The following is a 23,022-nucleotide window of genomic DNA, read 5'->3' on the forward strand; positions in this document are numbered from 1 at the left end:
CCCCTACGACCCGGCCGAACACCGCGCCCTGCAAAACCTACTCACCTCACCCCCATCAACCGGTTGACACAGGGCACTCCCGCCGAGGGCCGCGGCCCGGCGAGCTGGCCGCTGCGCGTCCAGAACGCTCACCGCGCCGCGGCGACGTGCGTGAATGGTCGCGCCCAAAGGCAATGCCGGTCCGTCGCGCACCCTGGCGTTGCGGCTGGTCTTTGGCTGGTCGACTGCCGATCATCCGGCACCGGGGTCGGTGGAACGGGTGAATCGGGTGATCTCGTCGCGAGCGTACGTTCACGCCATGAGGAAGCCGTTCAGGTGCCGCCTCAGGTGGCACCGATGGGTGCAGCGCACCAATCCCGACGGGGCCCGCTATTCGCAGTGCGACCGGTGCGGCGCGGACAGCGGCCCGACCAAAATCCACTGGAGCGCGGGCGGCATGTGACCGCGCCTGTGGATAACTCATTTTCCGTCGTTCCGAGGGCGTAGGGTCCCACCACACCCGGGTGGGAGGGGGTGGCGGTGGCGGGCAAGATCCACACTGCTGATGATCAAGACGTTGCAAGATCGATGCGGGCACGGCGAAGCCAGTCGGAGCGTCGGTCAGTGGCTCCCTGACGGTTGTGCAGCAAAAAGAGCGGGCCGGCGCCTGGGTGGCGGTCGGCCCGCTGGTGTCTGGCGGGTGATCAGGTGGTGGCCGGCTCCGGCAGGACGGTGGCCAGCTGGTCGGCGAGCAGGGTGATTTGCCAGTTGCGGGCTCCGAAGCCGCGCAGCGTGTCGCCGACCGTCTGGGCGCTCACCTCGTCGGGCGGCGACCAGGCCAGGCGGCGTACGAAATCGGGGCTGATCAGGTTTTCCGGCGGCAACCGGTGCGCCTCGGCGGTGGACACCACGACGGCACGGCAGCGGGCCAGACGGGCCGCCGCCACCGGGTCGCGCTCGGCCCACCGGTGCGGCGGGGGCGGGCCCTCGACCGGCTGGTTGACCGGCAGCGCGTCGTCGGGCAGGGCGCGGGCCTCGTCGAGCGCGTCCAGCCACACGCGGGCCAGGCGGCGCACCGAGCGGCCCCCGAAGCCGGCGATGGCGAGCAGGCTGCGCTCGTCCTTCGGGTCGGCCTCGGCGGCGGCGACGATCGCGGAGTCGGGGAGCACCCGGCCGGGCGCGGAGTCCCGGCGCGCGGCCACACCGTCGCGGGCGTACCAGAGCGCGCGGACCCGGGACTGGGCCCGGGCCCCGCGTACGCGGTGTATTCCCGACGTGCGGCGCCACGGGTCGGGACGCACGCGCGGCGGGCGGTCGGCGCTCGCCACCAGGGCGGCGAACTCCTCGGCAGCCCACGCCGTCTTGCCCTGCCGGTCGAGCTCGGCCGCCAAGAGGTCGCGCAGGTCGGTCAGCAGCTCGACGTCGAGCGCCGCGTAGGTCAGCCACGACTCGGGCAGCGGCCGGGTCGACCAGTCGGCGGCCGAGTGGTGCTTCTCGAGCGAGAAGCCGAGCAGTTGTTCGGTGAGCGCGGCCAGGCCGACTCGCTCGAACCCGGCCAGCCGGGCGGCGAGCTCGGTGTCGAACAGGCGGCGCGGCTTCATGCCGATCTCGGCGAGACACGCGAGGTCCTGGCTGGCCGCGTGCAGCACCCACTCGCTCTCGGCCAGCGCGGCGTCCAGCGTGCGCAGGTCGTCCAGCGGCAGCGGGTCGATCAGCACCGTCCCGGACCCGGCCCGGCGCAACTGCACCAGGTAGGCCCGCTGGGTGTAGCGATACCCGGAGGCTCGCTCGGCGTCGACGGCGACCGGCCCGGTTCCGGCCGCCATCCGGGCCACTACCTCGGCAAGTTCGTCGTCGGTCTCGACCGGTCGGGGGGTGCCCTCGCGGGGTGCGGTCAAGGGGACGGGATCGGGACCGCCAGACGTCGGGTCGGGCGAGTCGGCGTGCGGTCGTCCGTCCCTTTCGGGCTCCGGCGTGTCCCGACGGCGCAGGGGTGCTTCGTCGGTCACTCCGCTACCGTACGGGGACCCCACCCCGCCTGCTTGCAGCCGGGTCCCGGCGCGCCGTTTCTCGATCGACAAGTCGGCTGATCCGAAAGCCGGTTTTCTCCGTACTACCTCCCGCAGCGCCGATACCCGGGAGGCCGCGCCGGATGACCATGACCTACGAACCGTTCACCCCCGCGGGCTCTGGTGAGCAGCGCCGATACGACGGACGGCGCCGCGCCGACGAGCCCGAGGCGGCCCCGGAAGGGCAGTGGACGGCTCCGGCGGGGCAGTGGGCGGGGGCTCCCGAAGATCAATGGGCCGAGCCGGCCGCCGACCCGTGGGGCGCGCCGGTCTCCGATCAGCGATGGTCCGAGCCGGTTCCGCCCGACCCGTGGCGAGCGGCCGGGCCCGGTCAGCGAAACGGCGAGGCGCCGAGGCCGCAGCGCTGGGACGAGCCCGCGCCGGCCCCGCAGCAACGCTGGGACGAGCCCGCGCCCATCCCGCAGCAGCGCTGGGAGGAGCCCGCGCCGATCCCGCAGCAGCGCCACACGGGCGAGCAGCCCGCCTGGCCGTCCCGCACGGTGGACGAGCCGGTCCGGCCGCGCTCGCCGTCGAGCGGCAACCGCCTCCCGCTGGTCATCGGCGCCGTGGTCCTGCTGCTTCTGGTCGCGGGCTGGCAGGCGTACCGGATCGAGGGAATGAGCCGTCACAACCAGGATCTGGCCTCCGTGCTCTCGGCCGAGCAGACCCGCACGGATCGGCTCGAAAAGGAGCTGGCCGGCGTGTTCGACCCCGAGGGTGTCTCGTCGGGCGTGCTGCCGAGCGTGTTCCGGGTGCGCGCGGGCAGCTTCACCGGCACCGCGTTCTCGGTCGGCAAGAAGGCGGCCGGCAACCAGTCGAACCTGTTCACGAACTATCACGTGGTCGCCGAGACCTGGACCGACGGCGGGCGCCGGGTGTCGCTCGAGCGGGGCAGCACCCGGATCAGCGCGACGATCGTGAAGGTCGACAAGGGCAAGGACCTCGCGCTGCTCAAGGCCAACCAGCCGATCGCCGCCCTGGGCACGGCGACCGGCCAGGTCAAGCCGGGTCAGCAGGTCGTGGTCGTGGGCGCGCCGCTCGGGCTGGACGATTCGGTCACCACCGGCGTGATCAGCGCCTACCGGCCGAACGACGCCGACGGGCCGACGATCCAGTTCGACGCCCCGATCAACCCCGGCAACTCGGGCGGTCCGGTGGTCAACTCGAGCAAGCAGGTGGTCGGCGTGGCCACGGCCAAGGCCAAGGACGCCGAGGGCATCGGCCTGGCCATCCCGATCAAGACGGCCTGCGAGACCTTCGCCGTCTGCTGAGGGGCCGGGCTAGCCGACGCGGGCGCGGTCGCCCAGGGCGGTCACGCCGGGCGGGGGCAGGCCCGCGGTCGAGGCCAGCATCGAGCACCAGCCCTGCAGGTGGGCGCCGAAGTCGTCGCCGGTCGGGGTCCATGACGCGCGGACCTCGAGGTCGGCCGTCGGGGCCGGACCGGCCAGCTCGCCGAACCGGGTCGACGTCGTCTGGGTGATGGTGCCGCCGATCGCCGTGTAGGCCGCCGCGTGCTGGTCGAGGGCGTCGGTCAGCCACGTCCAGGCCACGGCGGACAGCATCGGGTCACCGGCCAGATCTTCCTCGAGCTCGGCCGTGACCAGCGTGACCAGGCGGATGTCGCCGTGCCAGGCCTCGTGCCCGGCCGGGTCGTGCAGGAGGATGAGCCGCCCGCCGGCGACCTCGTCACCGGCGCGCAGGACGGTGGCGCTGATCGCGAACGCGTACGGAGCGAGACGCTGCGGCGCCGCGATCTCCTCGAGAAGGATCTCGGGCCGAGGCGCCGGGGCCCGCAGAGCGTCGACCGCGCGGGCGAACGCCGGAGGGACAGCGGAGGGGGACGCCATGGGGGAAGACTATGCCGCCGCGAGGTGTCCGTCGCCGATCGGCGCGCCGAGCGTGTCGTGGCACGATGGCGCGGTGACTTCCGTCTTGAACGATTCGCCTTTCGTGCGGGCATGCCGCGGCGAGGACGTGCCGCACACCCCGGTCTGGTTCATGCGGCAGGCGGGCCGTTCGCTGCCCGAATACCGCAAGATCCGCGAGGGTGTCGGGATGCTGGAGTCCTGCCGGCGGCCCGAGCTGGTCACCGAGATCACGCTTCAGCCCGTACGCCGGCACAACGTCGACGCGGCCATCCTGTTCAGCGACATCGTGGTGCCGATCGCGGCGGCCGGCATCGATCTCGACATCGTCGCCGGCACCGGGCCGGTCGTCGCCGAGCCGATCCGCGCCGAGACCGACCTCGAGCGGCTGCGGCCGATCACCGCGGGCGACGTCGACTTCGTGGCTCAGTCCGTCAAGTTGCTGGTTCAGGAGCTCGGCCGCACCCCGCTGATCGGGTTCGCCGGGGCGCCGTTCACGCTGGCCAGCTATCTGATCGAGGGTGGCCCGTCGCGCACCTATCTGAGGACCAAGGCCATGATGTATTCGGCCCCGCAGCTCTGGGACGCGCTGCTGTCGCGCCTGGCCGACATCACGCTGACCTTCCTGCGTACGCAGATCGACGCCGGGGTCAGCGCGGTCCAGCTGTTCGACTCGTGGGCCGGGGCGCTCAGCGAGGCCGACTACCGCGAGCACGTGCTGCCGCATTCGGCCCGGGTGTTGCGGGGCCTGGCCGGCGCAGGGGTGCCGCGCATCCATTTCGGGGTGGGCACGGGCGTGCTGCTGCGGGCCATGGGCGAGGCCGGGGCCGACGTCGTCGGAGTCGACTGGCGCACGCCGCTCGACCAGGCGACCCGCATCATCGGGCCGGACAAGGCCGTACAGGGAAATCTCGACCCGGCCATGCTCTTCGCGGGCTGGGACGTGGTGCGGCGCGAGGCCGGCCGCGTGCTCGAGCAGGGCCGTGCCGCACCCGGGCACGTCTTCAACCTGGGCCACGGCGTGATGCCCGAGACCGACCCCGACATGCTGACCCGCCTGGTCGCCCACGTCCACGAGACCTCGGCGCGGTAGGGGCGAAGGGCCTTCCGGACGCAACTCACACCGCCGGACCCCAGCCGTACGGGGAGAGGCGAAACCTGGGAGGCTGGTTGCGTGCGAAAGCGGGTGGCGGTCATCGGGGGCGGCATCGCCGGTCTGGCGGCCGCCGTGCGACTGCGCGACCTGACCCCGCCCGACACCGAGATCATCGTGTACGAGCAGGGTGGCGCCCTCGGCGGCAAGCTGCGCACGGGTGAGCTGGCCGGCGTGACGGTGGAGCGCGGCGCCGAGTCGTTTCTGATGACCGGTGCGGACGGCACCCCCTCGGCCGCGGTGTCGCTGGTCAGACGTCTGGGCCTGGAACCCGCCCTGGTGCACCCGCACAAGGTGCCCGCCGCGCTGGCCTTCGGCGGCCGGCTCGCGCCGATGCCCGCGGGCACGCTCGTGGGCGTGCCCAGCGACCCGGCCCGGCTGGGCGACGTGGCGCACGCCGACCCCGGGCTCGACGCCGACAGCGGGCGGCCGCTGCTGGGCCAGGGGCAGGATGTCGCGGTCGGCGCCCTGGTCCGGGAGCGCTACGGCGACGAGGTCGTCGACCGGCTGGTCGACCCGATGCTGGGCGGCGTCTACGCGGGGCGGGCCGACCGGCTGTCGCTCGAGGTGACGATGCCGCAGCTGGCCGCGGCGGCCCGGGTCGAGCACACGCTGAGCGGGGCCGTGCGGGCGGCGCAGGCGGCGAGCCGGCGCGTGCCGGGGCAGCCGATCTTCGGCGCGCTCGAGGGCGGGCTGAGCCGCCTGGTCGGCGCGGCCGCCACGGCGAGCGGCGCCCGGATCAGCATGGGCCTGCCCGTCCGCGAGATGGCCCGGACCGCGCACGGCTGGCGCCTTCTGCTGGGTCCGGCCGCCGTCCCGCCCAGCTCCGGGCCGGGCGCCGGTGGCCCCCGGGCCCCGCAGACCGACGACGTGGACGCGGTCGTGCTCGCCGTTCCGGCCCGGCCGTCCGCGCGCTTGCTGGCCACGGTGGCCCCGGATGCCGCCGAGGCGGTCGGTGCGCTCGATTACGCGAGCGTGGCGCTGGTCGCCCTGGCGCTGCCGCCCGGCACCCCGCTGCCCGGCCTGAGCGGCTTCCTGGTGCCGCCGAGTGAGGGCACGCTGGTCAAGGCGGCCACCTTCGTTACCCGCAAGTGGACCCGCCCCGAGGGCAGCCCGGTGATCGTGCGGGTGTCGCTGGGCCGGGCCGGCGAAGAGGAGCGGCTGCAGTTCGACGACGCGGTGCTGGCCGAGCGGGCGCACCGCGAGCTGGGCGAGCTGCTCGGCGAGCAGTTGCCGCCGCCGGGGGCCACCTGGGTGCAGCGCTGGGGTGGCGGCCTGCCGCAGTACGCCCCCGGGCACCGCGAGCGGCTGGCCGCGGCGCGGGCCGGGCTGCCACCGGGGCTGGCGCTGGCCGGCGCCGCGTTCGACGGGGTAGGGATCCCGGCCTGCGTCGCGAGCGGCGAACGCGCGGCCGAAGACGTGAGCAAGTCGATGGAGGACGCAGGATGAGCGAGCAGACGAACGCGGCGCGGATCAACGAGCTGAACGCGACGATCCGCTACACGATGTGGTCGGTGTTCCGGGCCGAGACGCCGTTGCCGGCGTTGCGCGAGGAACTGGCGGGCGAGGTCGACGGGCTGTTCGAACAGCTCGCCGGCAAGGACGTGACGGTCCGGGGCACGTACGACGTGGCGGGTCTGCGCGCCGACGCCGACATCATGATCTGGTGGCACTCGGCCTCGCCGGACGCGCTGCAGGAGGCCTATTCGCTGTTCCGGCGGACCGGCCTGGGCCGGCACCTGGCCCCGGTCTGGTCGCAGATGGCCCTGCACCGCCCGGCCGAGTTCAACAAGAGCCACCTGCCCGCCTTCCTGGCCGGCGAGGAGGCCCGCCCGTACATCTGCGTCTACCCGTTCGTCCGCTCGTACGAGTGGTACCTGCTGCCCGACGAGGAGCGCCGCCACATGCTGGCCGAGCACGGCCGGATGGCCCGGGGTTACCCCGACGTGCGGGCCAACACGGTGGCGTCGTTCGCGCTCGGCGACTACGAGTGGATGCTGGCCTTCGAGGCCGACGAGCTCTACCGCATCGTCGACCTGATGCGCGACCTGCGCGCCTCGACCGCCCGCCGGCACGTGCGCGAGGAGGTTCCGTTCTATACGGGCCGCCGCCGCTCGCTGAGCGAACTGGTGGCCGCGCTGCCCTGACCTACGCGTCGCGGCGCATCGGGATGTGCGGGATGCCGTCCTCGATGTATTCGGGGCCGGTCGCGACGTATCCGAACCGGGCGTAGAAGCCGACCAGGTAGGCCTGCGCGTCCAGGACGCTGGGGCGGTGGCCGATGACGGTCAGGGCCTCGTCCATCAGTCGGGCGGCCAGGCCGGCGCCGCGGGCGCTCTTCGCGGTCACCACGCGGCCGACGCGCTGCACCTCGCCGTCGTCCAGGACGCGCAGGTAGGCCCGGATCTCGCCGTCGCGTTCGAACCACAGGTGCCGGGTGCCGGGCTCGTCGTCGCGGCCGTCGAGGTCGCCGTACACGCATTCCTGCTCGACCACGAAGACGTCGGCGCGGAGCTTGAGGATGCCGTAGAGGGTCGTGGTGTCAAGGTCTCGGAAGCTCGCGGTGCGGAGTTCGTCAGTAGGTTCCGGGTGCATGCCGAAAAGGGTATGCGGCGCGGCGTCACCCGTATCGGGCCGCGCCGTTATAGAGATGGAAGCCCGAGTTGTGGAGGTCTTGATGATCAAGAGGAACAAGCTCTTCGGCAACAAGACGCGGGTGACCTTCAGCCTGCCGGTCAACCAGCCGGCCGGGCCGGTGAGCGTGGTCGGCACGTTCAACGACTGGGAGCCGGGCGCGCACGAGCTGAAGCCACGCCGCGACGGCACCCGGACGGTCAGCGTGACCGTGCCGCCGGGCCACTACCAGTTCCGTTACCTGGCCACCGACGGGCACTGGTTCGACGACGAGAACGCCGACGGCTTCGGGCCGCACGGCGGGGAAATCCGCGTTTAGCCGTTTCGGGCCGATCCCCCCGGGGATGCTTGATTTAGCAAGCATCTATCTCTAGGGAGGACTTCCACCGTGGCTGACGTGCGACTCTCGATCATCTATTACTCGTCCACCGGAACGCTCCACAAGATGGCCGAGCGCCTCCACGAGGCGGGGGAGAAGGCCGGCGCCGAGGTGCGCCTCCGTCAGGTGGCCGAACTCGCCCCGGCCGAGGCGATCGCCTCCAACGCGGCCTGGAGCCAGCACTTCGACCGGACCAAGGACGAGCCCAAGGCCACGGCCGACGACGTGACCTGGGCCGACGCCGTGCTCTTCGGCTCGCCCACCCGGTACGGCAACATCGCCAGCCAGCTCAAGCAGTTCCTGGACACGCTGGGCCCGCAGTGGGCGCAGGGCCAGCTGGCCGACAAGGCGTACGCGGGCTTCACCGCGACCATGACCGCGCACGGCGGGCAGGAGTCGACGCTGCTCGCGCTGTACAACACGATCTACCACTTTGGGGGCCTGGTCGTGGCGCCCGGCTACACCGACCCGCTCAAGTTCGCCGACGGCAACCCGTACGGCGTCTCGCACGTGACCGGTGGGAACAACGATGCGCCGCTGGGCGACGCACAGTACGCCGCACTGGACCATCTGGCGCAGCGCATCGTTCGCGTCGCGAGCAAGCTGAAAAGCGAATAAAACTACTCATCTTTCGCTAACCTGACTGCATGACCACGTACGAGACTTTGGACCTGCAATCGCGGGTCGCCCGATACGAGACGGCTCTCGAGGAGCTGCGTTCGGCCCACCAGGACGTGCGGGCCGTGCTGCAGGACCAGGTGCTCTATGAGCGCTGGCAGCAGATCGGGACGGAGCTGGGCTTCGTCGGCGGGGCCAACGGCGCCAACGGGCAGCAGGATCTGCAGGCGCTCAACCAGCAGATTCCGCAGATGTCGGAGTCCTGGGCCAGCTGAACCGGGCTCGTCACACGACTCGGCCCGGCCGTTGTGCCGGGCCGGGCCGGGCGGCGGGTATTTTGGCTGCCATGCCCGTCGACACCCAGTACGAGGACCTGCTGCGCCGGGTCCTGACCAGCGGCACTCCCAAGAGCGACCGCACCGGCACCGGCACGATGAGCGTGTTCGGTGAGCGCCTGCGTTACGACCTGTCGGCCGGCTTTCCGCTCGTCACCACCAAGCGCGTCCACTTCAAGTCGGTCGCGGTGGAGCTGCTGTGGTTTCTGCGCGGCGAGAGCAACGTCTCGTGGCTGCGCGACCAGGGCGTGACGATCTGGGACGAGTGGGCGTCGCCCTCGGGCGAGCTGGGCCCGGTCTACGGCGTGCAGTGGCGTTCGTGGCCCACGCCCGACGGCGGTCACGTCGACCAGATCAGCACGGTGCTCGAGACGCTGCGCCGCGACCCCGACTCGCGCCGCATGATCGTCTCGGCCTGGAACGTGGCCGACCTGCCCGAGATGGCGCTGTCGCCCTGCCACGCGATGTTCCAGTTCTATGTGGCCGACGGCAAGCTCTCGTGCCAGCTGTATCAGCGCAGCGCCGACCTGTTCCTCGGCGTGCCGTTCAACATCGCGAGCTACGCGTTGCTCACCCACATGATCGCCGAGCAGGTCGGCCTGCAGCCGGGTGACTTCATCTGGGTGGGTGGCGATTGTCACATTTACAACAATCACGTCGAGCAGGTCACCGAGCAGCTCTCCCGGGAGGCGTACGAGTTCCCCCGCCTCGAGATCGCGTCGGCGTCCTCGCTCTTCGACTACAAGTACGAAGACTTCACCGTGACCGGCTACCAGCACCACCCGGCGCTGCGCGCCCCGGTGGCCGTATGACGGTCCACATGATCTGGGCCGAGGCGCAGCACCGCGTCGTCGGCGCGGACGGCGCCATCCCGTGGCGGCTGCCCGAGGATCAGACGATGTTCCGGCAGCGTACGACCGGTGCGACCATGGTCATGGGCCGCGCCACGTGGGACTCGCTGCCGGAGCGGTTCCGGCCGCTGCCGGGCCGGCGCAACGTGGTGCTGACGCGCGACCCGCTGTGGACGGCCCCGGGCGCCGAGGTGGTGCACTCGGTCGGCGAGGCTCTGGCGTACGGGGAAATCTGGGTGATGGGTGGTGAGGCGGTGTATCGCGCGTTCCTGCCGCACGCCCATCACATCCTGCGCACCCGGATCGACATCGATGTCCCGGGCGACACCTATGCGCCCGATCCGGGTGACGGGTGGGTCGTCACGGAGTCCACGGACTGGCAGACTTCGCAGAGCGGGCTCCGCTTCGTCGTCGAGGAATTGTTTCGCGAAGGGCAAACGACCCCACCTCTTAAGGTCGTCGCAACAAGCACGGGCTAGTCTCTTCGGCCGACGAGAAGGCTGAATCGTACTCATGATTTATGGGGCGAATCGGCTTTAACGCCAGAGCTAACAGGAAGAAGTAGCCCATGCCGCAGAGCCTCGTATCGCCGGTGACCCTGTCGGTGGTCACCCCGATGTACAACGAGCGCGAGGCCGTCGACCACTTCGTGGCGCGGCTGCGGCCGGTCCTCGACAAGCTCGACGTGGCCTACGAGGTCGTCGCCGTCGACGACGGCAGCACCGACGCCACCGTGTCCCGCCTGATGCAGCTGCACGCCGAGTGGCCCGCCCTGCGCGTCGTCTCGCTGCGCCGCAACGTCGGCCACCAGACCGCCCTGCGCGCCGGGCTGCGGGCGGCCCGCGGCGACTACGTGATCAGCATCGACGCCGACCTGCAGGACCCGCCCGAGGTCATCGGCGAGATGCTGGCCACCGCGCTCAACGAAAAGGTCGACGTCGTCTACGGCGTCCGCAGCGACCGCAGCACCGACACCGTGTTCAAGCGCAACACCGCCGGGCTCTACTACTGGATGATGCGGCGGATGGTCGGCCCGTGGGTCAGCGACCAGGCCGGCGACTTCCGCCTGATGAGCCGGGCCGTGGTCGACGTGCTCAACGAGCTGGCCGAGCCCCGGCCGGTCTATCGCCTGGTGGTGCCCTCGCTCGGCTTCTCCAGTGCCGAGGTGCCCTACGTACGCGAGGAGCGTGTCGCCGGCGACACGAAGTACCCGCTGTCCCGCATGATCCGGCTGACGTTCGACAGCGTCACCGGGTTCTCGGCCGCCCCGCTCAAGATCGCGACCTGGCTGGGCCTGCTCAGCTTCCTGCTGTGCGTGGTGCTGATAGTGACCGCGCTGGTCGCCTGGGGCACGGGCGGCGTGGTGCCGGGCTGGACGTCGCTCTACATCGCGGTCCTGCTGCTGGGTGGCATCCAGCTGATCTGCCTGGGGCTGCTCGGCGAATACATCGGGCGCATCTACATGGCCACGCAGAGCCGGCCGCCGTTCCTGGTCTCGTTCGACACGGCCACGACGCCGCCCGACTCGCTGGAGTCACTCGACACGGCCGCGACGTCGCTCGACACGGTCAGCGTGGTGGCCGACACCCGCCGGCCGGCGGCCTAGGGCCTGTCCTGCCGATCACGAGGGGCTACGACGTGGTCCAGGCGGCGCCTGACGGCGTCCGCGAAACGCCCACATACAACACCGGTATGCGGCCGCTTCGCGGCCGACGCCAGCCACCACCTGGACCTCGCCTCGCTCCCGCGTGATCGGCAGGACAGGCCCTAGTCAACGCTTACCAGGAGCTTGACCAGGCGGTCGAGCTCCTCGGACGGGTCGGCGGCCAGGCCCATGTGCACCGGGCCGGCCCGCAGGATCGTGCTGCGCGGGGCGACCAGCCAGCGGAAACGTTCGCCCAGGCTGATGTCGCCGGCCGCGCCCGAGCCCGCGCAGGTGGCGTCCCACGAGCCGAGGGCGGCCCGGATGGCCGGCACGTCGGCCCGGGGATCGAGGGCGAGGAGCCGGTCGTCGCGCAGGTCGGTGCGGGCGGCCAGGAAGTCGCGGCGGTGGCAGTAGAGGACGACACCGACGTTGATCAGCTCGCCGCGTTCGATGCGGGGCACGGCCTGGATCACGGCGTACTCGTACGGGATTCTCACGGCAGCCACGCCTCCGGGCGCTCGGCACGGGCGGTGAGATGGGTCAGGTACGCCTCGCGGCCGCCCTCGCCGTCGGTCTCGTTCTCGCCGTCCAGCCACTCCTCGGGGACCTCGGCGATGACCTCCTCGAGCAGCGCCGGGGTGAGGCGGGCGGCCAGCGCGGGACCCTCGGTGGCGAGCTCGGTCGCGTACGGCTTCAGAACGTGGTCGTCCCACTTGTACGGACGGTGAACCACGGCGGCGGCGCGCGGCCAATTGTGATGGAAATACAGCGTCGCGCCGTGGTCGATCAGCCAGAGCTTGCCGTGCCACATGAGCAGGTTCGGGTTGCGCCAGCTGCGGTCGACGTTCTCGACGAACGCGTCGAAGGCCACCACCCGTGAGGCCAGCACCGGGTCGACGGGGTGCACGACCGGGTCGTAGCCGAGGGCGCCGGGCAGGAAATCCATGCCCAGGTTGGCCCCGGCGCTGGCCTTGATGAGCTCCTGGACCTCCTCGTCGGGCTCGGCCCGGGCCACGACCGGGTCGAGGTGCACGACGGTCAGCTCGGGGACGGGCAGGCCCAGCCGGCGCCCCAGCTCGCCCGAGATCACCTCGGCCACGAGGGCGCGGGGTCCCTGCCCGGCGCCGCGGAATTTCACCACGTACGTGCCGAGGTCGTCGGCCTCGACCACCCCGGGCAGGGAGCCGCCCTCCCGAAGGGGGGTGACGTAGCGGATGGCGGTTACCTCACGTAGCACCCCGCCACCCTAGCCGTGCCTTTACTCAGCGGAGTTGGGTCCCTGCTTGCGGAGCTCGTCGACCTTGGTCATCGCCTGCCGCAGGTCGGTCAGCCACTGGTCGGTGTTCTGCCCGACCAGCTTGACGCACCAGGCCAGGGCCTCGGAGCGGGAGCGGGCCACGCCGGCGTCGACCAGCGTGTCGAGGATCTGCCGCTCGGGCTGCCGGAGCCGGGTCATGACCGGCGCGGCCAGATGGGTGAACAGTTCGTTGGTGTCGCCGGCGCGCACGCCCCAGGCGACCTTGCGCTGATAGCGGTGCTCGACCTGCCGGGCGACCCGCATGCGGGCCTCGCGGGTGTCCTCGCGGAACTGGTTGATGCGGCCGGCCTGGGCCGCGGCCCGGTCGGCGTCGGTCGCCTCGGCGCCCAGCTCGGGCTCGGCCAGGCGGCCCCAAATGATGATCTCGTCGCGGTCGATGACGACCTCGGGCCGCTCGGTGAACCAGCCGTCCGGGATCGCCCCGGTGATCCAGCCGGGCGCGTCCTCGGCGCTCGGTGGCTCGACTCGCCCGGGTGGTGCAGTGCGGAAACGCATGACAGTCCTCCCCTGTTGCAACGCTGATTACATGATTACACCGTTGCGCGCGTAGCGACCACCCGCTCTTGTGGGTGGCGGCGGGCGTTTCGGCGGACGGACGGCGGCGACCGGGCTTAGCGTCGGTTCATGGACTATCAGGTTTCGGTCAAATGCGAACAACTTGCCGAGTGGTTCATGCGCGTCAAGGGCCTGGCCGACGCCCATCACGGCCACGCAACCGGCGACCACCTGAAGGCGATCGCCAACGAAATCCACGCCGCAGTCCCCTCCGAGTGGTGGGCAAGCCAGCCCAGACCCTTGGACAACCGAGTACGCAGCTGAACGCCAGGCACTCGGCCACGCCGACGGCGGTCTTGGGCGTAACCACTTACTCACGTCGCCCGGGCGGGGTGAGCGTTCTGGGCGCGCCGGCGCCCTGCTCGCCCCGGCCGGGCCCTCGGCGGGAGCAACGGTCCGCATCCACCACCCCGCTACGACATGTGCTTTTGAAGTTGCCGGGTTGAGAAGTGCCCACCCTGCTGCGACATCTGCCTTTGAAGTTGCCGGACGAATTGCCTGCTGAAGTTGGCCTATCGTCAACCCATGCCGAAAGCGCCCGCGGAAGAGATCGAGATTGCCGGCCATCAGGTGCGGCTCACCAGCCCGGACAAGATCGTCTTTCCGGCCAAGGGCTACACCAAGCGCGACGTCTTCGAGTACTACCTGGCGGTCGGCGACGGGATCATGCGCGCCCTGCGGAACCGGCCGACCACGCTGCAGCGGTTCCCGGACGGGATCGGCGGCGAGGCCTTCTTTCAGAAGCGCATCCCGCAGCGGGGCGTGCCCGACTGGATCCAGACGGCTCAGATCAAGTTCCCGAGCATGCGTACGGCGGTCGAGCTGTGCCCGGCCGACCTGGCCCATGTGGCCTGGGCCGCCCAGATGGGCACCGTGGTCTTCCATCCGTGGCCGGTGCGCGGCGATGCCCCCGACAACCCGGACGAGCTGCGCATCGACCTCGATCCGCAGCCGGGCACGTCGTTCGCCGACGTGGTGAGCACCGCCGGGGTGCTGCGTGAGGTGCTCGACGATCTGGGCTGGGCCGGGTTCCCGAAGACGTCCGGTGGTCGCGGCGCGCACGTCTATGTCCGGATCGCGCCGCAGTGGTCGTTCATCGACGTGCGGCGGGCCGCGATCGCGCTGGCCCGGGAGGCCGAGCGGCGTCGCCCCGAGCTGATCACCACGGCCTGGTGGAAGGAGGAGCGGGGCGAGCGGGTGTTCCTCGACTTCAACCAGATGGCCCGCGACCGCACGATCACCTGCGCCTATTCGTTGCGGGCGAACGAGCGGGCCACGGCGTCGGCCCCGGTCACCTGGGACGAGCTGGCCGATGTGGAACCCGACGATTTCGATCTGCGGACGCTGCCGAAGCGGTTCGCCGAAGTCGGGGACCGGCACGCGGCGATCGACGACGTGACCCACGACCTCACGCCGCTGCTGGAGTGGGTGCAGCGCGACGAGAAGAACGGGCTGGGTGACATGCCTTATCCGCCCGACCACCCGAAGATGCCGGGGGAGCCGCCGCGCGTGCAGCCGAGCCGCAAGAACGCGGCCAACTGGACGTCAGAGAGCTAGCTTCATGCCTTCATGGGAGGCGACGAAGCCGAGCCGCTCGTAGAAGCGGTGCGCGTCGGTGCGGCGCTTGTCGGTGGTGAGCTGGGCGACGAGGCAGCCGCGCTCGCGGGCACGGTTGAGGGCGAACGTCATGAACTCGCGGCCGAGGCCGCCGCCGCGACGGTCGGCGCGGACCCGTACGGCCTCGATGGTCATGCGGCGGGTGCCGTTGCGGCTCAGCCCGGGAATGAATGTGAGCTGGCAGGTGGCGACGATGTCGCCGTCGTCGTCGGCCACGAGCAGTTCGTTGTTCGGGTCGGCGTCGATCTCTTCGAACGCCGACCAGATGGCGGCGTCGGCTTCCTCGGCGACCGTCCCCCGGGAGCGGCTGATCTCGTCGTCCGCGAGCAGATGCAGGATCGCCGGGACGTCGGCCCGGCCGGCCAGGCGGAATTCCATCGCGGAAGTGTCACACAGGCTCGGATTTCTGTCCGCGCAGGCCTACGCAGAGTGGATCGCCTGGGGCAGCATGACGCCATGCATGTGCTGCTCACGCCGCTGAAGCGGACCTACCGCGCGATCGTCTGGCTGGCCAACTCGCCGGGCACGCTGATCCTCGCCTACGCCATCCTGATCGTCGTCTGCGGCGTGCTCTACCACTTCTTCGAGGACGAGCAGTCGATCGGCGACTCGATCTGGTGGGCCGTCGTCACGGCGTCGACCGTCGGATACGGCGACATCTCCCCGGAGAAGTGGCCGGCGCGGGTGCTGGCCGCCCTGCTCATCTCGATCATGGTGCTGCTGGTGATCCCGCTGATCACGGCGCACTTCGCCAGCAAGCTGATCGTCGACTCCGACGCGTTCCACCACGAGGAGCAGGAGGAGCTCAAGAGCAACCTGCGCCGCGTACGGGTCCTGCTCGAGGCCCTGGCCGAACGCGAGGGGATCACTTTGCCGGACAGCGCAGCCCCTCCTGCGGGACCTTCAGATCGATGAGGTACGCATCCACGGCGTTCACGATGCACGGCGTGCTCGGATAGGCCGTGTGGCCCTCGCCCTCCCACGTCAGCACATGCCCGACGCCCAGCATCGAGGCCAGGTCGGCGGTGTTCTCGTACGGCGTGGCGGGGTCACCGGTGGTGCCGACGACCACGATGGGCGGGGCGTCCTTGGCCGCGCCGGCCGGATAGGGGTCGCGCTGGCCCGGCCACACCGCGCAGGGCAGCATGCCGACCGCGAGGGCGCCCCCGAACAGCGGGTATTTCGTGCGCCACTCGCCCTGCAGGCGGCGCACCTCGTCGAGGGTCGGCGCGTCGTCGGTGTCGGCGCAGTTGACCGCGAGGTTGGCGTCGAACAGGTTGCTGTAGGACCCGTCGGGCTTGCGCTCGGCATATTGGTCGGCCAGCGTGAACACGCGCTTGGGGTTGCCCTGCTTCAGCTCGGCGATCGCGTCGGCCAGCTTGGCCCAGCCCGACTCGGTGTAGAGCGACGAGATGACCGCGACGAAGATCCAGCCGCTGGTCGCCTTGCGGCCGTCGCTGCCGGCCACCGGCTTGGTGGCCGCGGAGTTGAGCGCGTCGGTGACCGCCTTGCGCGCGTCGGGGGCGATCGGGCACTTGTCGGGGGTGGCCTTGCACCAGTTCGTGAAGTTGGTGAACGCCCGCTCGAAGCCCTTGGCCTGGGTCTCGGACCCCTGGACGAAGTTCTCCTTGGGGTCGACCGCGCCGTCGAGCACCATCGCCCGGATGTTCTGCGGGAAGAGCTGGGCGTAAGTGGCGCCGAGCAGGGTCCCGTACGAGAAACCGAGGTAGGTCATCTTGTCGTCGCCGACCGCCTTGCGCAGCGAATCCATGTCGCGGGCGGCCTGCTCGGTCGAGAAGAGAGGGAGCTGGTCGCCGTACTTCGAGCCGCAGCTGGTGGCGATCCGCTTGTTGAGCTCGACGATCTGGTTGAACTGCTCGAGGCTCACCGGGTCAGGCGGGGCGGCGAAGCTGGCATCCTGATCGGCCGGGCTGATGCACTTGACCGGGTCGGAGCGGCCGACCCCGCGCGGGTCGAAGCCGATGATGTCGAACTTGTTGGAGACCTCGGCCGGCAGGCCGCCGAACGCCTCGCCGAAGGACAGATAGACCGCCGTCTCGATGCCCGAGCCGCCGGGGCCGCCCGGGTTGATCAGCAGCGAGCCGGTGCGGCCCTGCTGCTTGGACGACCGGATGCGGATCATCGAGATCGCGTAGGTCTCGCCGTTGGACGCGTTGTTCCAGTCGCGCGGCACGCTGACGTCGGCGCAGTCGTAGGTCATGCCCGGGGCGGCCTGGCCGACGAGTTGCTGCGGGATGTCGGGGCAGGGACGCCAATCGGCCGTGCCGCTCTCGTTCGGGGTCGACGCGGGCGCCGGGGCGGCCTCGCCGGAGCCGTTGGGCGCGAACGAAGGCACGGTGCAGCCTGCGGAAACGGCCAGAATCGTGGCTAGGACGGCGACTACCAGGCGGGAGCGGCGCTGCACGATGCTGACCTTTCGACGGCGGGTTGCTGCCACGAGGCTATCCGGTGTGTCCGACAGTTCGGGGGTCAGCGGCTCGTCAGCACCTCGGCCAGATTGAACTGGACCGGCCGTTCCAGCTGGTCGTAGGTGCATGAGTGCGGATCACGGTCGGGCCGCCAGCGTTCGAACTGGGCGGTGTGCCGGAACCGGACGCCCTCCATGTAGTCGTAGCGCACCTCGACGACCCGCTCGGGCCGCAGCGGCGTGAACGACAGGTCCTTGCCGTTGTTCCAGCGGCTCACCTCGTTCTTGCGCGGGGTGCGCTCGCCCTCCATGTGGGCGGCCCAGTTCCACGGGTGACCCTCGAACTCGGTGACCAGCGGCTGCAACTCCTCGAACAGCTCCTCGCGCACCTTGATCGGGAACGAGCCGATGACCCCGACACTGACCAGGACGTCACGCTCGTCGTACAGGCCCAGCAGCAGCGAGCCGATCCGGTTGTCGGCCGTCTTGTGCACCCGATAGCCGGCGACCACGCAGTCGGCGGTGCGCTTGTGCTTGATCTTTGTCATGACCCGCTTGTCGGGCTGATAGGTCAGGTCACGCTGCTTGGCGATCAGGCCGTCGAGCCCCGCCCCCTCGAACTGGGCGAACCAGCGGGTGGCCGTCTCGAGATCGTCGGTGGCCGGCGTCACATAGACCGGAGGCCGGGCCTGCTCGAGCGCCTGGCCCAGCCGGTCGCGCCGCACGCTGAACGGCAGCTCGGTCAGATCCTCGTCGCCGATCGCCAGCAGGTCGAACGCCACGAAACTGGCCGGTGTCTGCTCGCTGAGCAGCTTGACCCGGCTCGCGGCGGGATGGATGCGCTGCTGGAGGGCCTCGAAGTCGAGCGTGTTGCGCTCGGTGTCGGCCACGATGATCTCGCCGTCGATCACCACGCGCTCGGGGAAGTTGGCCAGCACGGCCTCGACGACCTCGGGAAAGTAGCGGGTCATCGGCTTCTCGTTGCGGCTGCCGATCTCGACCTCGGCCCCGTCCCGGAAGATGATCGACCGGAACCCGTCCCATTTCGGCTCGTAGACCTGACCGGGCGGGATCTCGGCGACGGGCTTGGCCAGCATCGGCTTGACCGGCGGATTGATCGGCAACTCCATGCCGCCAGTCTGCCCGGTTCAGGCCGCCCGGGTGGGCCCGGCGCTACCGATTTCCCTGATCACTTCGTCGAGGGCCGGACATTTCCAGTACGCCTCGCCGTCCCGCTCGACGGCGGCCAGCGGATGGGTCTCCGGATGCCGGGGGCAGCGCGGCCAGTTGGTCGGCCGGCCCTCGAACCACAGCGCCTCGACCGCCCACTCCTGCACCTGATCGGCCACGTCGGCAACCCGGGCGGCGAGGGGCAGCCCCCGCTGGGTGCGGACCCCCATGCCGAACCCGTCGGGGCTGTAGAGCATGGCGCTCGGTTCGCCGCCGGCCCACGGCTTGTCCTCAATGCGCAGGCGCACGTCATCGGCGGCCAGATCGCGCAGAACCGGCTCGAGGGCGGTGGTCAGCTCGGAATCCACGGGAGCAGTGTGCACTGGTATTTGGTTGTCCACAGGGCCGAACGGCTCGCGGCCGCCGGCCCTGTCCGGGTCAGGACTGCTTGGGGTCGAGCTTGATGGAGAGGCTGTTGACGCAGTGGCGGGTGTTCTTGGCCGTCATGTGCTCGCCGCGGAAGACGTGGCCCAGGTGGGAGTCGCAGTTGGCGCAGCGGATCTCGGTGCGGACCATGCCGTGTGAGTGGTCGTCGATCTCCTTGAGGGCGCCGGGGATGGCGTCGTCGAAGGAGGGCCAGCCGCAGTCGGAGTCGAACTTGTAGTCGCTCGGGTAGAGGGCGGCGCCGCAGGCCCGGCACTCGTACATGCCCGCGGTCTTGGTGCTGACGTATTCGCCGGACCACGGGGCCTCCGTGCCGGCCTGACGCAGAACGCGGAACTCGTCGGGGGAGAGGCGGACCCGCCACTCCTGTTCGGTGGTGGGCAGCGTGGACTCGTTTGTTGCCATGCTCCAAAGGTACGACGCACTGGACGTGCGGCCGGAGTGGTCGGCATCACCGTTGAACCAGGGCATGGATGATGCGTCGCCGGCCACCTTCCGGCCCACCTGCCAGCAGGCCCTCGGGCGCGGGCTCTACCTCGGCTCGCTCGTGGCCGTCGGGCTCATGCTTCTCGCCGCCATGCTGACCCTGACCGGGTTCGTCGAGCCGCCCCCGGGTCCGGCCTGGCTGGCGATGACCGTGGTGCCGCCGGGGGGCGGGTCGGTGGTCGGCGTGCTGGTCGGCCGGGTCACCGGCACTCAGATAAGTGCTCGCGGCATCCGTACGCTCTCCGTCTTCCCCAAGGCCGTCGCGCCCTGGGACGAGGTCGCCGACGTCCGCGCGGAGCGGCGTGGGGCCCGGACCGTGGTCTCGGTCTATCTCCACTCGGGCGCAAGTCTGCAGCTCCAGGCCCCGTACAGCGGCGAGCTGTTCGCGGCCGACCCGAGATTTGAGGGCAAAATGTTCGCTTTGTCCCATCTGTGGCGGAGTCACCGTTTCGGTGGTCTTCCGGGATGATGACCCGCCGAGGGGGCTTAACGGGTAAATCGGGCAATTGCCGCTAAGCTCCCCTCGGACCTGGAAACACCGGAACAGGAATGGATAACTCCTCATGAGCACAATTCGCCGGATCATCGCCGTCGGACTGCCCTCCGCCGGCCTGACCGCCGCTCTCGCGCTGGGTGTCTCCCCGGCCCTGGCCGCGTCGGCCACCGTCGACCAGGCTGTGATGCCGGTCGTCGCGGCCACCGGCTACGGCACCCCGGACGCCACCGACGAGGCCCCGACCCGCGGGCAGGGCGGGTACGGCACGCCGGGCGCGACCTCCCCGACCGGGAACGCGGCCGAGACGCCGGACACGGACACCCCGGACACGGACACCCCGGACACGGACACGCCCGACACCGACACCCCGGACGCCGAGCTGCCCGACACGGACACGCCGGACACCGACACCCCGACCCGGGGCAACAACGGTTACGGCCCGACGCCGACCGCCAGCGTCGACACGGTTCCGCCGGGCGTCAGCCCGACCACCAGCAGCCCGGGCGTGGCCCCGGCCACCACGACCCCCGGCGGCGGCGTCAGCCCGGCCGGTGCGCTCCCGGTGACCGGTACGCCGATGGCCGCGATCGTCTCGGCCGGCGCCCTGCTGGTCGCCGCGGGCGCCGGTTCGGTCTGGTACACGCGTCGCCGCCGTACCGCCTGACACATCTCCGCATCTCCGCACAACGAAAGGCCGCCCGGTTTCCGGGCGGCCTTCGTTTTGTTCTCGGGCGCAACCACTTACTCACGTCGCGTGGCCGGGCCGAGCGTTCTCGGCGCGCCAGCGCCCTGCTCGGACCGGTCGGGCCCTCGGCGGGAGCGACGGTCTGTCACCCACCACCCCGCTACGACATCTTGTTCTTGATCGCGGTCTTGGTCTTGTGGCGCATCACAGCACGAAGGCATCGGTCCACAGCTGACGCGACTTGCCGGACAGTGCCTGCATCAGACCCACCGCCTGGTTGTCGGTCAGACCGGCCACGAAGTCGACGACGGCTCGGCCGCGGGCCCGGTCCATGCGCTCGGGAGTGCCGTCGGGCAGCTCGGCCTCGGCCAGTTCGACCAGGTCACGCAGCCGGCTGGGGATGCGCTCCTCCTCGTCGGGGTCGATCAGCCAGGACATCAGGGCGTCGACCAGCGACGCGACCAGACGTCCCTGACCGCGCTGGTGCAGGGCCAGGTCGGGGCGGGCCAGCACGAACCGGTTCTGCACGAACTTGAGGATCTGCACCTCGTGCCACTGGGCTGTGGCGAGTTGCACATGGCCCGATCGGATGGCCGGGTCGGCGATGGTCTCGACCGACTCGACCAGCCGCCGGGTCCAGGTGGCCGAGAACGCCGCGACCTGGGCCTCCGCCTCGAGCGAGCCGTCGAACGGGCGGGCCAGCAGGCCGTCGACCAGCTCGGCCCGCACCAGCTCGACGGCGGCCGCGAAAGCCTCGTCGTCGGCCATCCAGCCGTCCTTGCGGTGCAGCTGGCGGCGCAGCGACTCGATCGCGCCGCCCGCCCGGTCGAGGTCGGTCTCGGTGCCCCAGCGCTGCCAGGCCATCAGCTCGGTGGCCACCGCGCCCTGCTGCAGCACGCCGACCCGGTGCACGTCCTCCAGATCGTGGATCGCGTACGCGATGTCGTCCGCGGTGTCCATGACCGAGGCCTCGACCGTCTGCTGCCAGTCGGCGACCCGGCCCGCGAACGGCGCCCGGGCGGCCCGCATGTCCCTCGCCTCGGTCGAATAGGCGCCGAACTTCGGTGAGCCACCCTCGGGGTCGTCGGCCGGCGGCGCGGCGCCGCGCGGCGGAGGGTCCATGAAGCGCTGGGGATCGCGGCGGGTCCACGGATATTTCAGGATGGCCGCGCGGACCGCGTTGGTCAGGTTGAGCCCTATCGTCGCCTGGCCGCGGATCTCGGTGCTGGTGACGATCCGATACGACTGGGCGTTGCCCTCGAAACCGTCGAGCAGCTTGAGCCGCTGCCGGGCGATCCGGTCGAGCACGCGCTCGCCCAGGTGCCCGAAGGGCGGATGACCGAGGTCGTGGGCCAGTGCCGCCGCCTCGACCACGTCGGGGTCGCAGCCGCCCAGCTTGTCGGCCAGACCCGGGTCGACGCGCTCAGCGATGGCCCGGGCCACCTGCGCGACCTTGAGGCTGTGGGTCATCCGGTTGTGCACCAGCAGGCCGGCGCCCCCAGGACTGATCACCTGGGTGACGCCGGCGAGCCGGGCGAAGAACGGAGACGCGACGATCCGGTCACGGTCGACGCGGAACGGGCTGCCGGCGAGGTCACCGGGGGCGACCAGCCGGTCGCCGAAGAGGCGCTGAGCCCGTGGATCGTCCATCCCGCCGAGATTACCGGGCCTGCAGGGCGTCCAGTGCGACGGACATGGCCGCGACCAGGCGACGGTCGACCCGGGGGTCGTGGATCGTCACGACGTAACGGTCGCGCAGGCCCCACTTCTTGACCACGGAGAACACCGGCCGGTCGGCCAGCACGAAGTCGAAGTGGTAGGGCAGCCAGCTCAGCGAGTCGACGAAGCGGCGCAGGATCGCGACGATCTGGTTCGTCTCCTGGCCGATCATCTCGCCGAAACCGGGCTGCTCGAGCTGCCAGGTCGAGCGAATCAGCGACTGCTTGAAATTCTTCTTGAACAGGCCGATCGGGGCGCCCGCGGCGTCGGTCACGTCGTAGGTGGCGCCCAGGTCGATGCGCTGGCGGGCCTTGAAGCTGAAGACCGGCACCTGCTTGGTGTCGTCGGTGTAGAGCGTGACCTGCTCCTTGAACGCCATGCGCTTCTGCTGCGCAAAGGCAAGGATGCCGGCCTCGCTGCCGTCCGGAGCGACGGCGTGGACCTCATATTGGTTGACCATCAGGCGTACGCGCTGACGGATGATCAGCTGTTGCTGACTTTGAAGGGTGTCGACAGTCACGGTTGCGCAGTGTGTCACAAACGGCTTCTGGTGGCGGGACCCCAGCTCGGGCCGTC

The 23,022-nt window shown here is 70.7% G+C and carries 28 protein-coding genes; 15 read left to right on the forward strand and 13 right to left on the reverse strand.

The window, feature by feature from the left end:
- Nucleotides 1-683: 683 nt before the first annotated feature.
- A complete protein-coding gene (locus ACZ3I4_RS44520; RefSeq protein ID WP_465388212.1) occupies nt 684-1,988 on the reverse strand; it encodes a ribonuclease D in 1,305 nt (434 codons plus the stop codon).
- A 143-nt stretch (nt 1,989-2,131) separates the two neighbouring features.
- Between ACZ3I4_RS44520 and ACZ3I4_RS44525 the strand changes: the two genes are divergently transcribed.
- Nucleotides 2,132-3,319, forward strand: a complete 1,188-nt coding sequence (locus ACZ3I4_RS44525; RefSeq protein WP_465388213.1) for a S1C family serine protease — start codon at nt 2,132-2,134, stop codon at nt 3,317-3,319.
- 9 nt (nt 3,320-3,328) lie between these two features.
- Here ACZ3I4_RS44525 and ACZ3I4_RS44530 read toward each other — a convergent pair whose 3' ends face one another.
- On the reverse strand, nt 3,329-3,895 hold the full coding sequence (locus ACZ3I4_RS44530) for a DUF3000 domain-containing protein (RefSeq protein ID WP_465388214.1): 567 nt from the start codon (nt 3,893-3,895) through the stop codon (nt 3,329-3,331).
- A gap of 73 nt (nt 3,896-3,968) precedes the next feature.
- Between ACZ3I4_RS44530 and hemE the strand changes: the two genes are divergently transcribed.
- The 3 genes from hemE to hemQ all read left to right on the forward strand — a co-directional run bounded on the left by hemE (nt 3,969) and on the right by hemQ (nt 7,213).
- On the forward strand, nt 3,969-5,006 hold the full coding sequence (gene hemE / locus ACZ3I4_RS44535; RefSeq protein ID WP_465388215.1) for a uroporphyrinogen decarboxylase: 1,038 nt from the start codon (nt 3,969-3,971) through the stop codon (nt 5,004-5,006).
- Between the two features lie 81 nt (nt 5,007-5,087).
- Nucleotides 5,088-6,515 carry a protoporphyrinogen oxidase gene (gene hemG, locus ACZ3I4_RS44540; protein ID WP_465388216.1) on the forward strand — a complete coding sequence of 476 codons (1,428 nt, stop codon included), beginning with the start codon at nt 5,088-5,090 and terminating at the stop codon, nt 6,513-6,515.
- A complete protein-coding gene (hemQ, locus tag ACZ3I4_RS44545) occupies nt 6,512-7,213 on the forward strand; it encodes a hydrogen peroxide-dependent heme synthase (RefSeq protein WP_465388217.1) in 702 nt (233 codons plus the stop codon). The genes hemG and hemQ overlap by 4 nt, the downstream gene beginning before the upstream one ends.
- A gap of 1 nt (nt 7,214) precedes the next feature.
- On the opposite strand, the gene ACZ3I4_RS44550 is transcribed toward hemQ, so the two are convergent.
- Entirely contained in the window at nt 7,215-7,661 is a 447-nt protein-coding gene (locus ACZ3I4_RS44550) for a GNAT family N-acetyltransferase (RefSeq protein ID WP_465388218.1), read from the reverse strand.
- Nucleotides 7,662-7,743: 82 nt separating this feature from the next.
- Between ACZ3I4_RS44550 and ACZ3I4_RS44555 the strand changes: the two genes are divergently transcribed.
- The 6 genes from ACZ3I4_RS44555 (at nt 7,744) to ACZ3I4_RS44580 (ending at nt 11,489) form a co-directional block, all read left to right on the forward strand.
- The gene (locus tag ACZ3I4_RS44555; RefSeq protein ID WP_465388219.1) at nt 7,744-8,019 is read left to right on the forward strand and encodes an isoamylase early set domain-containing protein; all 276 of its coding nucleotides are present in this window, start codon (nt 7,744-7,746) and stop codon (nt 8,017-8,019) included.
- Between the two features lie 69 nt (nt 8,020-8,088).
- The gene (gene wrbA / locus ACZ3I4_RS44560) at nt 8,089-8,697 is read left to right on the forward strand and encodes an NAD(P)H:quinone oxidoreductase (protein WP_465388220.1); all 609 of its coding nucleotides are present in this window, start codon (nt 8,089-8,091) and stop codon (nt 8,695-8,697) included.
- A gap of 29 nt (nt 8,698-8,726) precedes the next feature.
- Nucleotides 8,727-8,972 (forward strand): hypothetical protein, encoded by a 246-nt coding sequence (locus tag ACZ3I4_RS44565; protein WP_465388221.1) that lies wholly within the window; start codon nt 8,727-8,729, stop codon nt 8,970-8,972.
- 71 nt (nt 8,973-9,043) lie between these two features.
- A complete protein-coding gene (locus ACZ3I4_RS44570; protein ID WP_465388222.1) occupies nt 9,044-9,844 on the forward strand; it encodes a thymidylate synthase in 801 nt (266 codons plus the stop codon).
- Entirely contained in the window at nt 9,841-10,362 is a 522-nt protein-coding gene (locus ACZ3I4_RS44575; protein WP_465388223.1) for a dihydrofolate reductase, read from the forward strand. Before ACZ3I4_RS44570 ends, ACZ3I4_RS44575 begins: the two co-directional genes overlap by 4 nt.
- Before the next feature lie 89 nt (nt 10,363-10,451).
- Nucleotides 10,452-11,489 (forward strand): glycosyltransferase family 2 protein, encoded by a 1,038-nt coding sequence (locus ACZ3I4_RS44580; RefSeq protein WP_465388224.1) that lies wholly within the window; start codon nt 10,452-10,454, stop codon nt 11,487-11,489.
- 161 nt (nt 11,490-11,650) lie between these two features.
- On the opposite strand, the gene ACZ3I4_RS44585 is transcribed toward ACZ3I4_RS44580, so the two are convergent.
- Genes ACZ3I4_RS44585 through ACZ3I4_RS44595 form a run of 3 tightly spaced genes read right to left on the reverse strand, consistent with a single transcriptional unit; the run spans nt 11,651 to nt 13,341 of the window.
- Nucleotides 11,651-12,025, reverse strand: a complete 375-nt coding sequence (locus ACZ3I4_RS44585) for a DUF3037 domain-containing protein (protein ID WP_465388225.1) — start codon at nt 12,023-12,025, stop codon at nt 11,651-11,653.
- A complete protein-coding gene (locus ACZ3I4_RS44590) occupies nt 12,022-12,765 on the reverse strand; it encodes a HipA family kinase (RefSeq protein ID WP_465388226.1) in 744 nt (247 codons plus the stop codon). The genes ACZ3I4_RS44585 and ACZ3I4_RS44590 overlap by 4 nt, the downstream gene beginning before the upstream one ends.
- A 21-nt stretch (nt 12,766-12,786) precedes the next feature.
- Nucleotides 12,787-13,341, reverse strand: a complete 555-nt coding sequence (locus ACZ3I4_RS44595) for a hypothetical protein (protein ID WP_465388227.1) — start codon at nt 13,339-13,341, stop codon at nt 12,787-12,789.
- A gap of 129 nt (nt 13,342-13,470) precedes the next feature.
- Here ACZ3I4_RS44595 and ACZ3I4_RS44600 point away from each other — a divergent pair, with 129 nt between their 5' ends.
- Together ACZ3I4_RS44600 and ligD are read left to right on the forward strand one after the other, a co-directional pair.
- Complete coding sequence (locus ACZ3I4_RS44600; RefSeq protein ID WP_465388228.1) at nt 13,471-13,665, forward strand: hypothetical protein; 195 nt, start codon at nt 13,471-13,473, stop codon at nt 13,663-13,665.
- A gap of 261 nt (nt 13,666-13,926) precedes the next feature.
- On the forward strand, nt 13,927-14,958 hold the full coding sequence (ligD, locus tag ACZ3I4_RS44605) for a non-homologous end-joining DNA ligase (protein WP_465388229.1): 1,032 nt from the start codon (nt 13,927-13,929) through the stop codon (nt 14,956-14,958).
- On the opposite strand, the gene ACZ3I4_RS44610 is transcribed toward ligD, so the two are convergent.
- Complete coding sequence (locus tag ACZ3I4_RS44610) at nt 14,947-15,396, reverse strand: GNAT family N-acetyltransferase (protein WP_465388230.1); 450 nt, start codon at nt 15,394-15,396, stop codon at nt 14,947-14,949. The two genes, ligD and ACZ3I4_RS44610, sit on opposite strands and share 12 nt — an antisense overlap.
- Before the next feature lie 78 nt (nt 15,397-15,474).
- On the opposite strand from ACZ3I4_RS44610, the gene ACZ3I4_RS44615 reads away from it, so the two are divergent.
- Nucleotides 15,475-15,933 carry a potassium channel family protein gene (locus ACZ3I4_RS44615; protein WP_465388231.1) on the forward strand — a complete coding sequence of 153 codons (459 nt, stop codon included), beginning with the start codon at nt 15,475-15,477 and terminating at the stop codon, nt 15,931-15,933.
- Here ACZ3I4_RS44615 and ACZ3I4_RS44620 read toward each other — a convergent pair.
- From ACZ3I4_RS44620 to msrB, 4 genes are all read right to left on the reverse strand, one after another.
- A complete protein-coding gene (locus ACZ3I4_RS44620) occupies nt 15,884-17,443 on the reverse strand; it encodes an alpha/beta hydrolase (RefSeq protein WP_465388232.1) in 1,560 nt (519 codons plus the stop codon). The two genes, ACZ3I4_RS44615 and ACZ3I4_RS44620, sit on opposite strands and share 50 nt — an antisense overlap.
- Before the next feature lie 65 nt (nt 17,444-17,508).
- Nucleotides 17,509-18,576 carry an ATP-dependent DNA ligase gene (locus ACZ3I4_RS44625; RefSeq protein WP_465388233.1) on the reverse strand — a complete coding sequence of 356 codons (1,068 nt, stop codon included), beginning with the start codon at nt 18,574-18,576 and terminating at the stop codon, nt 17,509-17,511.
- Nucleotides 18,577-18,594: 18 nt separating this feature from the next.
- Nucleotides 18,595-18,984 (reverse strand): hypothetical protein, encoded by a 390-nt coding sequence (locus tag ACZ3I4_RS44630; protein ID WP_465388234.1) that lies wholly within the window; start codon nt 18,982-18,984, stop codon nt 18,595-18,597.
- Nucleotides 18,985-19,054: 70 nt separating this feature from the next.
- On the reverse strand, nt 19,055-19,465 hold the full coding sequence (gene msrB, locus ACZ3I4_RS44635; RefSeq protein ID WP_465388235.1) for a peptide-methionine (R)-S-oxide reductase MsrB: 411 nt from the start codon (nt 19,463-19,465) through the stop codon (nt 19,055-19,057).
- Nucleotides 19,466-19,529: 64 nt separating this feature from the next.
- On the opposite strand from msrB, the gene ACZ3I4_RS44640 reads away from it, so the two are divergent.
- A complete protein-coding gene (locus ACZ3I4_RS44640) occupies nt 19,530-20,015 on the forward strand; it encodes a hypothetical protein (RefSeq protein WP_465388236.1) in 486 nt (161 codons plus the stop codon).
- 94 nt (nt 20,016-20,109) lie between these two features.
- Entirely contained in the window at nt 20,110-20,706 is a 597-nt protein-coding gene (locus ACZ3I4_RS44645; protein WP_465388237.1) for an LPXTG cell wall anchor domain-containing protein, read from the forward strand.
- A 225-nt stretch (nt 20,707-20,931) separates the two neighbouring features.
- On the opposite strand, the gene ACZ3I4_RS44650 is transcribed toward ACZ3I4_RS44645, so the two are convergent.
- Entirely contained in the window at nt 20,932-22,377 is a 1,446-nt protein-coding gene (locus ACZ3I4_RS44650) for a deoxyguanosinetriphosphate triphosphohydrolase family protein (RefSeq protein WP_465388238.1), read from the reverse strand.
- Nucleotides 22,378-22,387: 10 nt separating this feature from the next.
- A complete protein-coding gene (locus ACZ3I4_RS44655) occupies nt 22,388-22,966 on the reverse strand; it encodes an LURP-one-related family protein (protein ID WP_465388239.1) in 579 nt (192 codons plus the stop codon).
- Nucleotides 22,967-23,022 lie beyond the last annotated feature (56 nt).

This window comes from Actinoplanes sp. NPDC021490, assembly GCF_055562135.1.

What these genes read in the sequence shown, in the direction of transcription:
- ACZ3I4_RS44525 (WP_465388213.1), top strand. Translation starts at nt 2,132, where the DNA reads ATGACCATGACCTACGAACCGTTCACCCCCGCGGGCTCTGGTGAGCAG.
- ACZ3I4_RS44555 (WP_465388219.1), top strand. Translation starts at nt 7,744, where the DNA reads ATGATCAAGAGGAACAAGCTCTTCGGCAACAAGACGCGGGTGACCTTC.
- ligD (WP_465388229.1), top strand. Translation starts at nt 13,927, where the DNA reads ATGCCGAAAGCGCCCGCGGAAGAGATCGAGATTGCCGGCCATCAGGTG.
- ACZ3I4_RS44580 (WP_465388224.1), top strand. Translation starts at nt 10,452, where the DNA reads ATGCCGCAGAGCCTCGTATCGCCGGTGACCCTGTCGGTGGTCACCCCG.
- ACZ3I4_RS44595 (WP_465388227.1), bottom strand. Translation starts at nt 13,341, where the DNA reads ATGCGTTTCCGCACTGCACCACCCGGGCGAGTCGAGCCACCGAGCGCC.
- ACZ3I4_RS44565 (WP_465388221.1), top strand. Translation starts at nt 8,727, where the DNA reads ATGACCACGTACGAGACTTTGGACCTGCAATCGCGGGTCGCCCGATAC.
- ACZ3I4_RS44615 (WP_465388231.1), top strand. Translation starts at nt 15,475, where the DNA reads ATGCATGTGCTGCTCACGCCGCTGAAGCGGACCTACCGCGCGATCGTC.
- hemQ (WP_465388217.1), top strand. Translation starts at nt 6,512, where the DNA reads ATGAGCGAGCAGACGAACGCGGCGCGGATCAACGAGCTGAACGCGACG.
- ACZ3I4_RS44610 (WP_465388230.1), bottom strand. Translation starts at nt 15,396, where the DNA reads ATGGAATTCCGCCTGGCCGGCCGGGCCGACGTCCCGGCGATCCTGCAT.
- ACZ3I4_RS44600 (WP_465388228.1), top strand. Translation starts at nt 13,471, where the DNA reads ATGGACTATCAGGTTTCGGTCAAATGCGAACAACTTGCCGAGTGGTTC.
- ACZ3I4_RS44650 (WP_465388238.1), bottom strand. Translation starts at nt 22,377, where the DNA reads ATGGACGATCCACGGGCTCAGCGCCTCTTCGGCGACCGGCTGGTCGCC.
- ACZ3I4_RS44625 (WP_465388233.1), bottom strand. Translation starts at nt 18,576, where the DNA reads ATGGAGTTGCCGATCAATCCGCCGGTCAAGCCGATGCTGGCCAAGCCC.
- msrB (WP_465388235.1), bottom strand. Translation starts at nt 19,465, where the DNA reads ATGGCAACAAACGAGTCCACGCTGCCCACCACCGAACAGGAGTGGCGG.
- ACZ3I4_RS44550 (WP_465388218.1), bottom strand. Translation starts at nt 7,661, where the DNA reads ATGCACCCGGAACCTACTGACGAACTCCGCACCGCGAGCTTCCGAGAC.
- ACZ3I4_RS44530 (WP_465388214.1), bottom strand. Translation starts at nt 3,895, where the DNA reads ATGGCGTCCCCCTCCGCTGTCCCTCCGGCGTTCGCCCGCGCGGTCGAC.
- ACZ3I4_RS44570 (WP_465388222.1), top strand. Translation starts at nt 9,044, where the DNA reads ATGCCCGTCGACACCCAGTACGAGGACCTGCTGCGCCGGGTCCTGACC.
- ACZ3I4_RS44575 (WP_465388223.1), top strand. Translation starts at nt 9,841, where the DNA reads ATGACGGTCCACATGATCTGGGCCGAGGCGCAGCACCGCGTCGTCGGC.
- ACZ3I4_RS44645 (WP_465388237.1), top strand. Translation starts at nt 20,110, where the DNA reads ATGAGCACAATTCGCCGGATCATCGCCGTCGGACTGCCCTCCGCCGGC.
- ACZ3I4_RS44640 (WP_465388236.1), top strand. Translation starts at nt 19,530, where the DNA reads ATGGATGATGCGTCGCCGGCCACCTTCCGGCCCACCTGCCAGCAGGCC.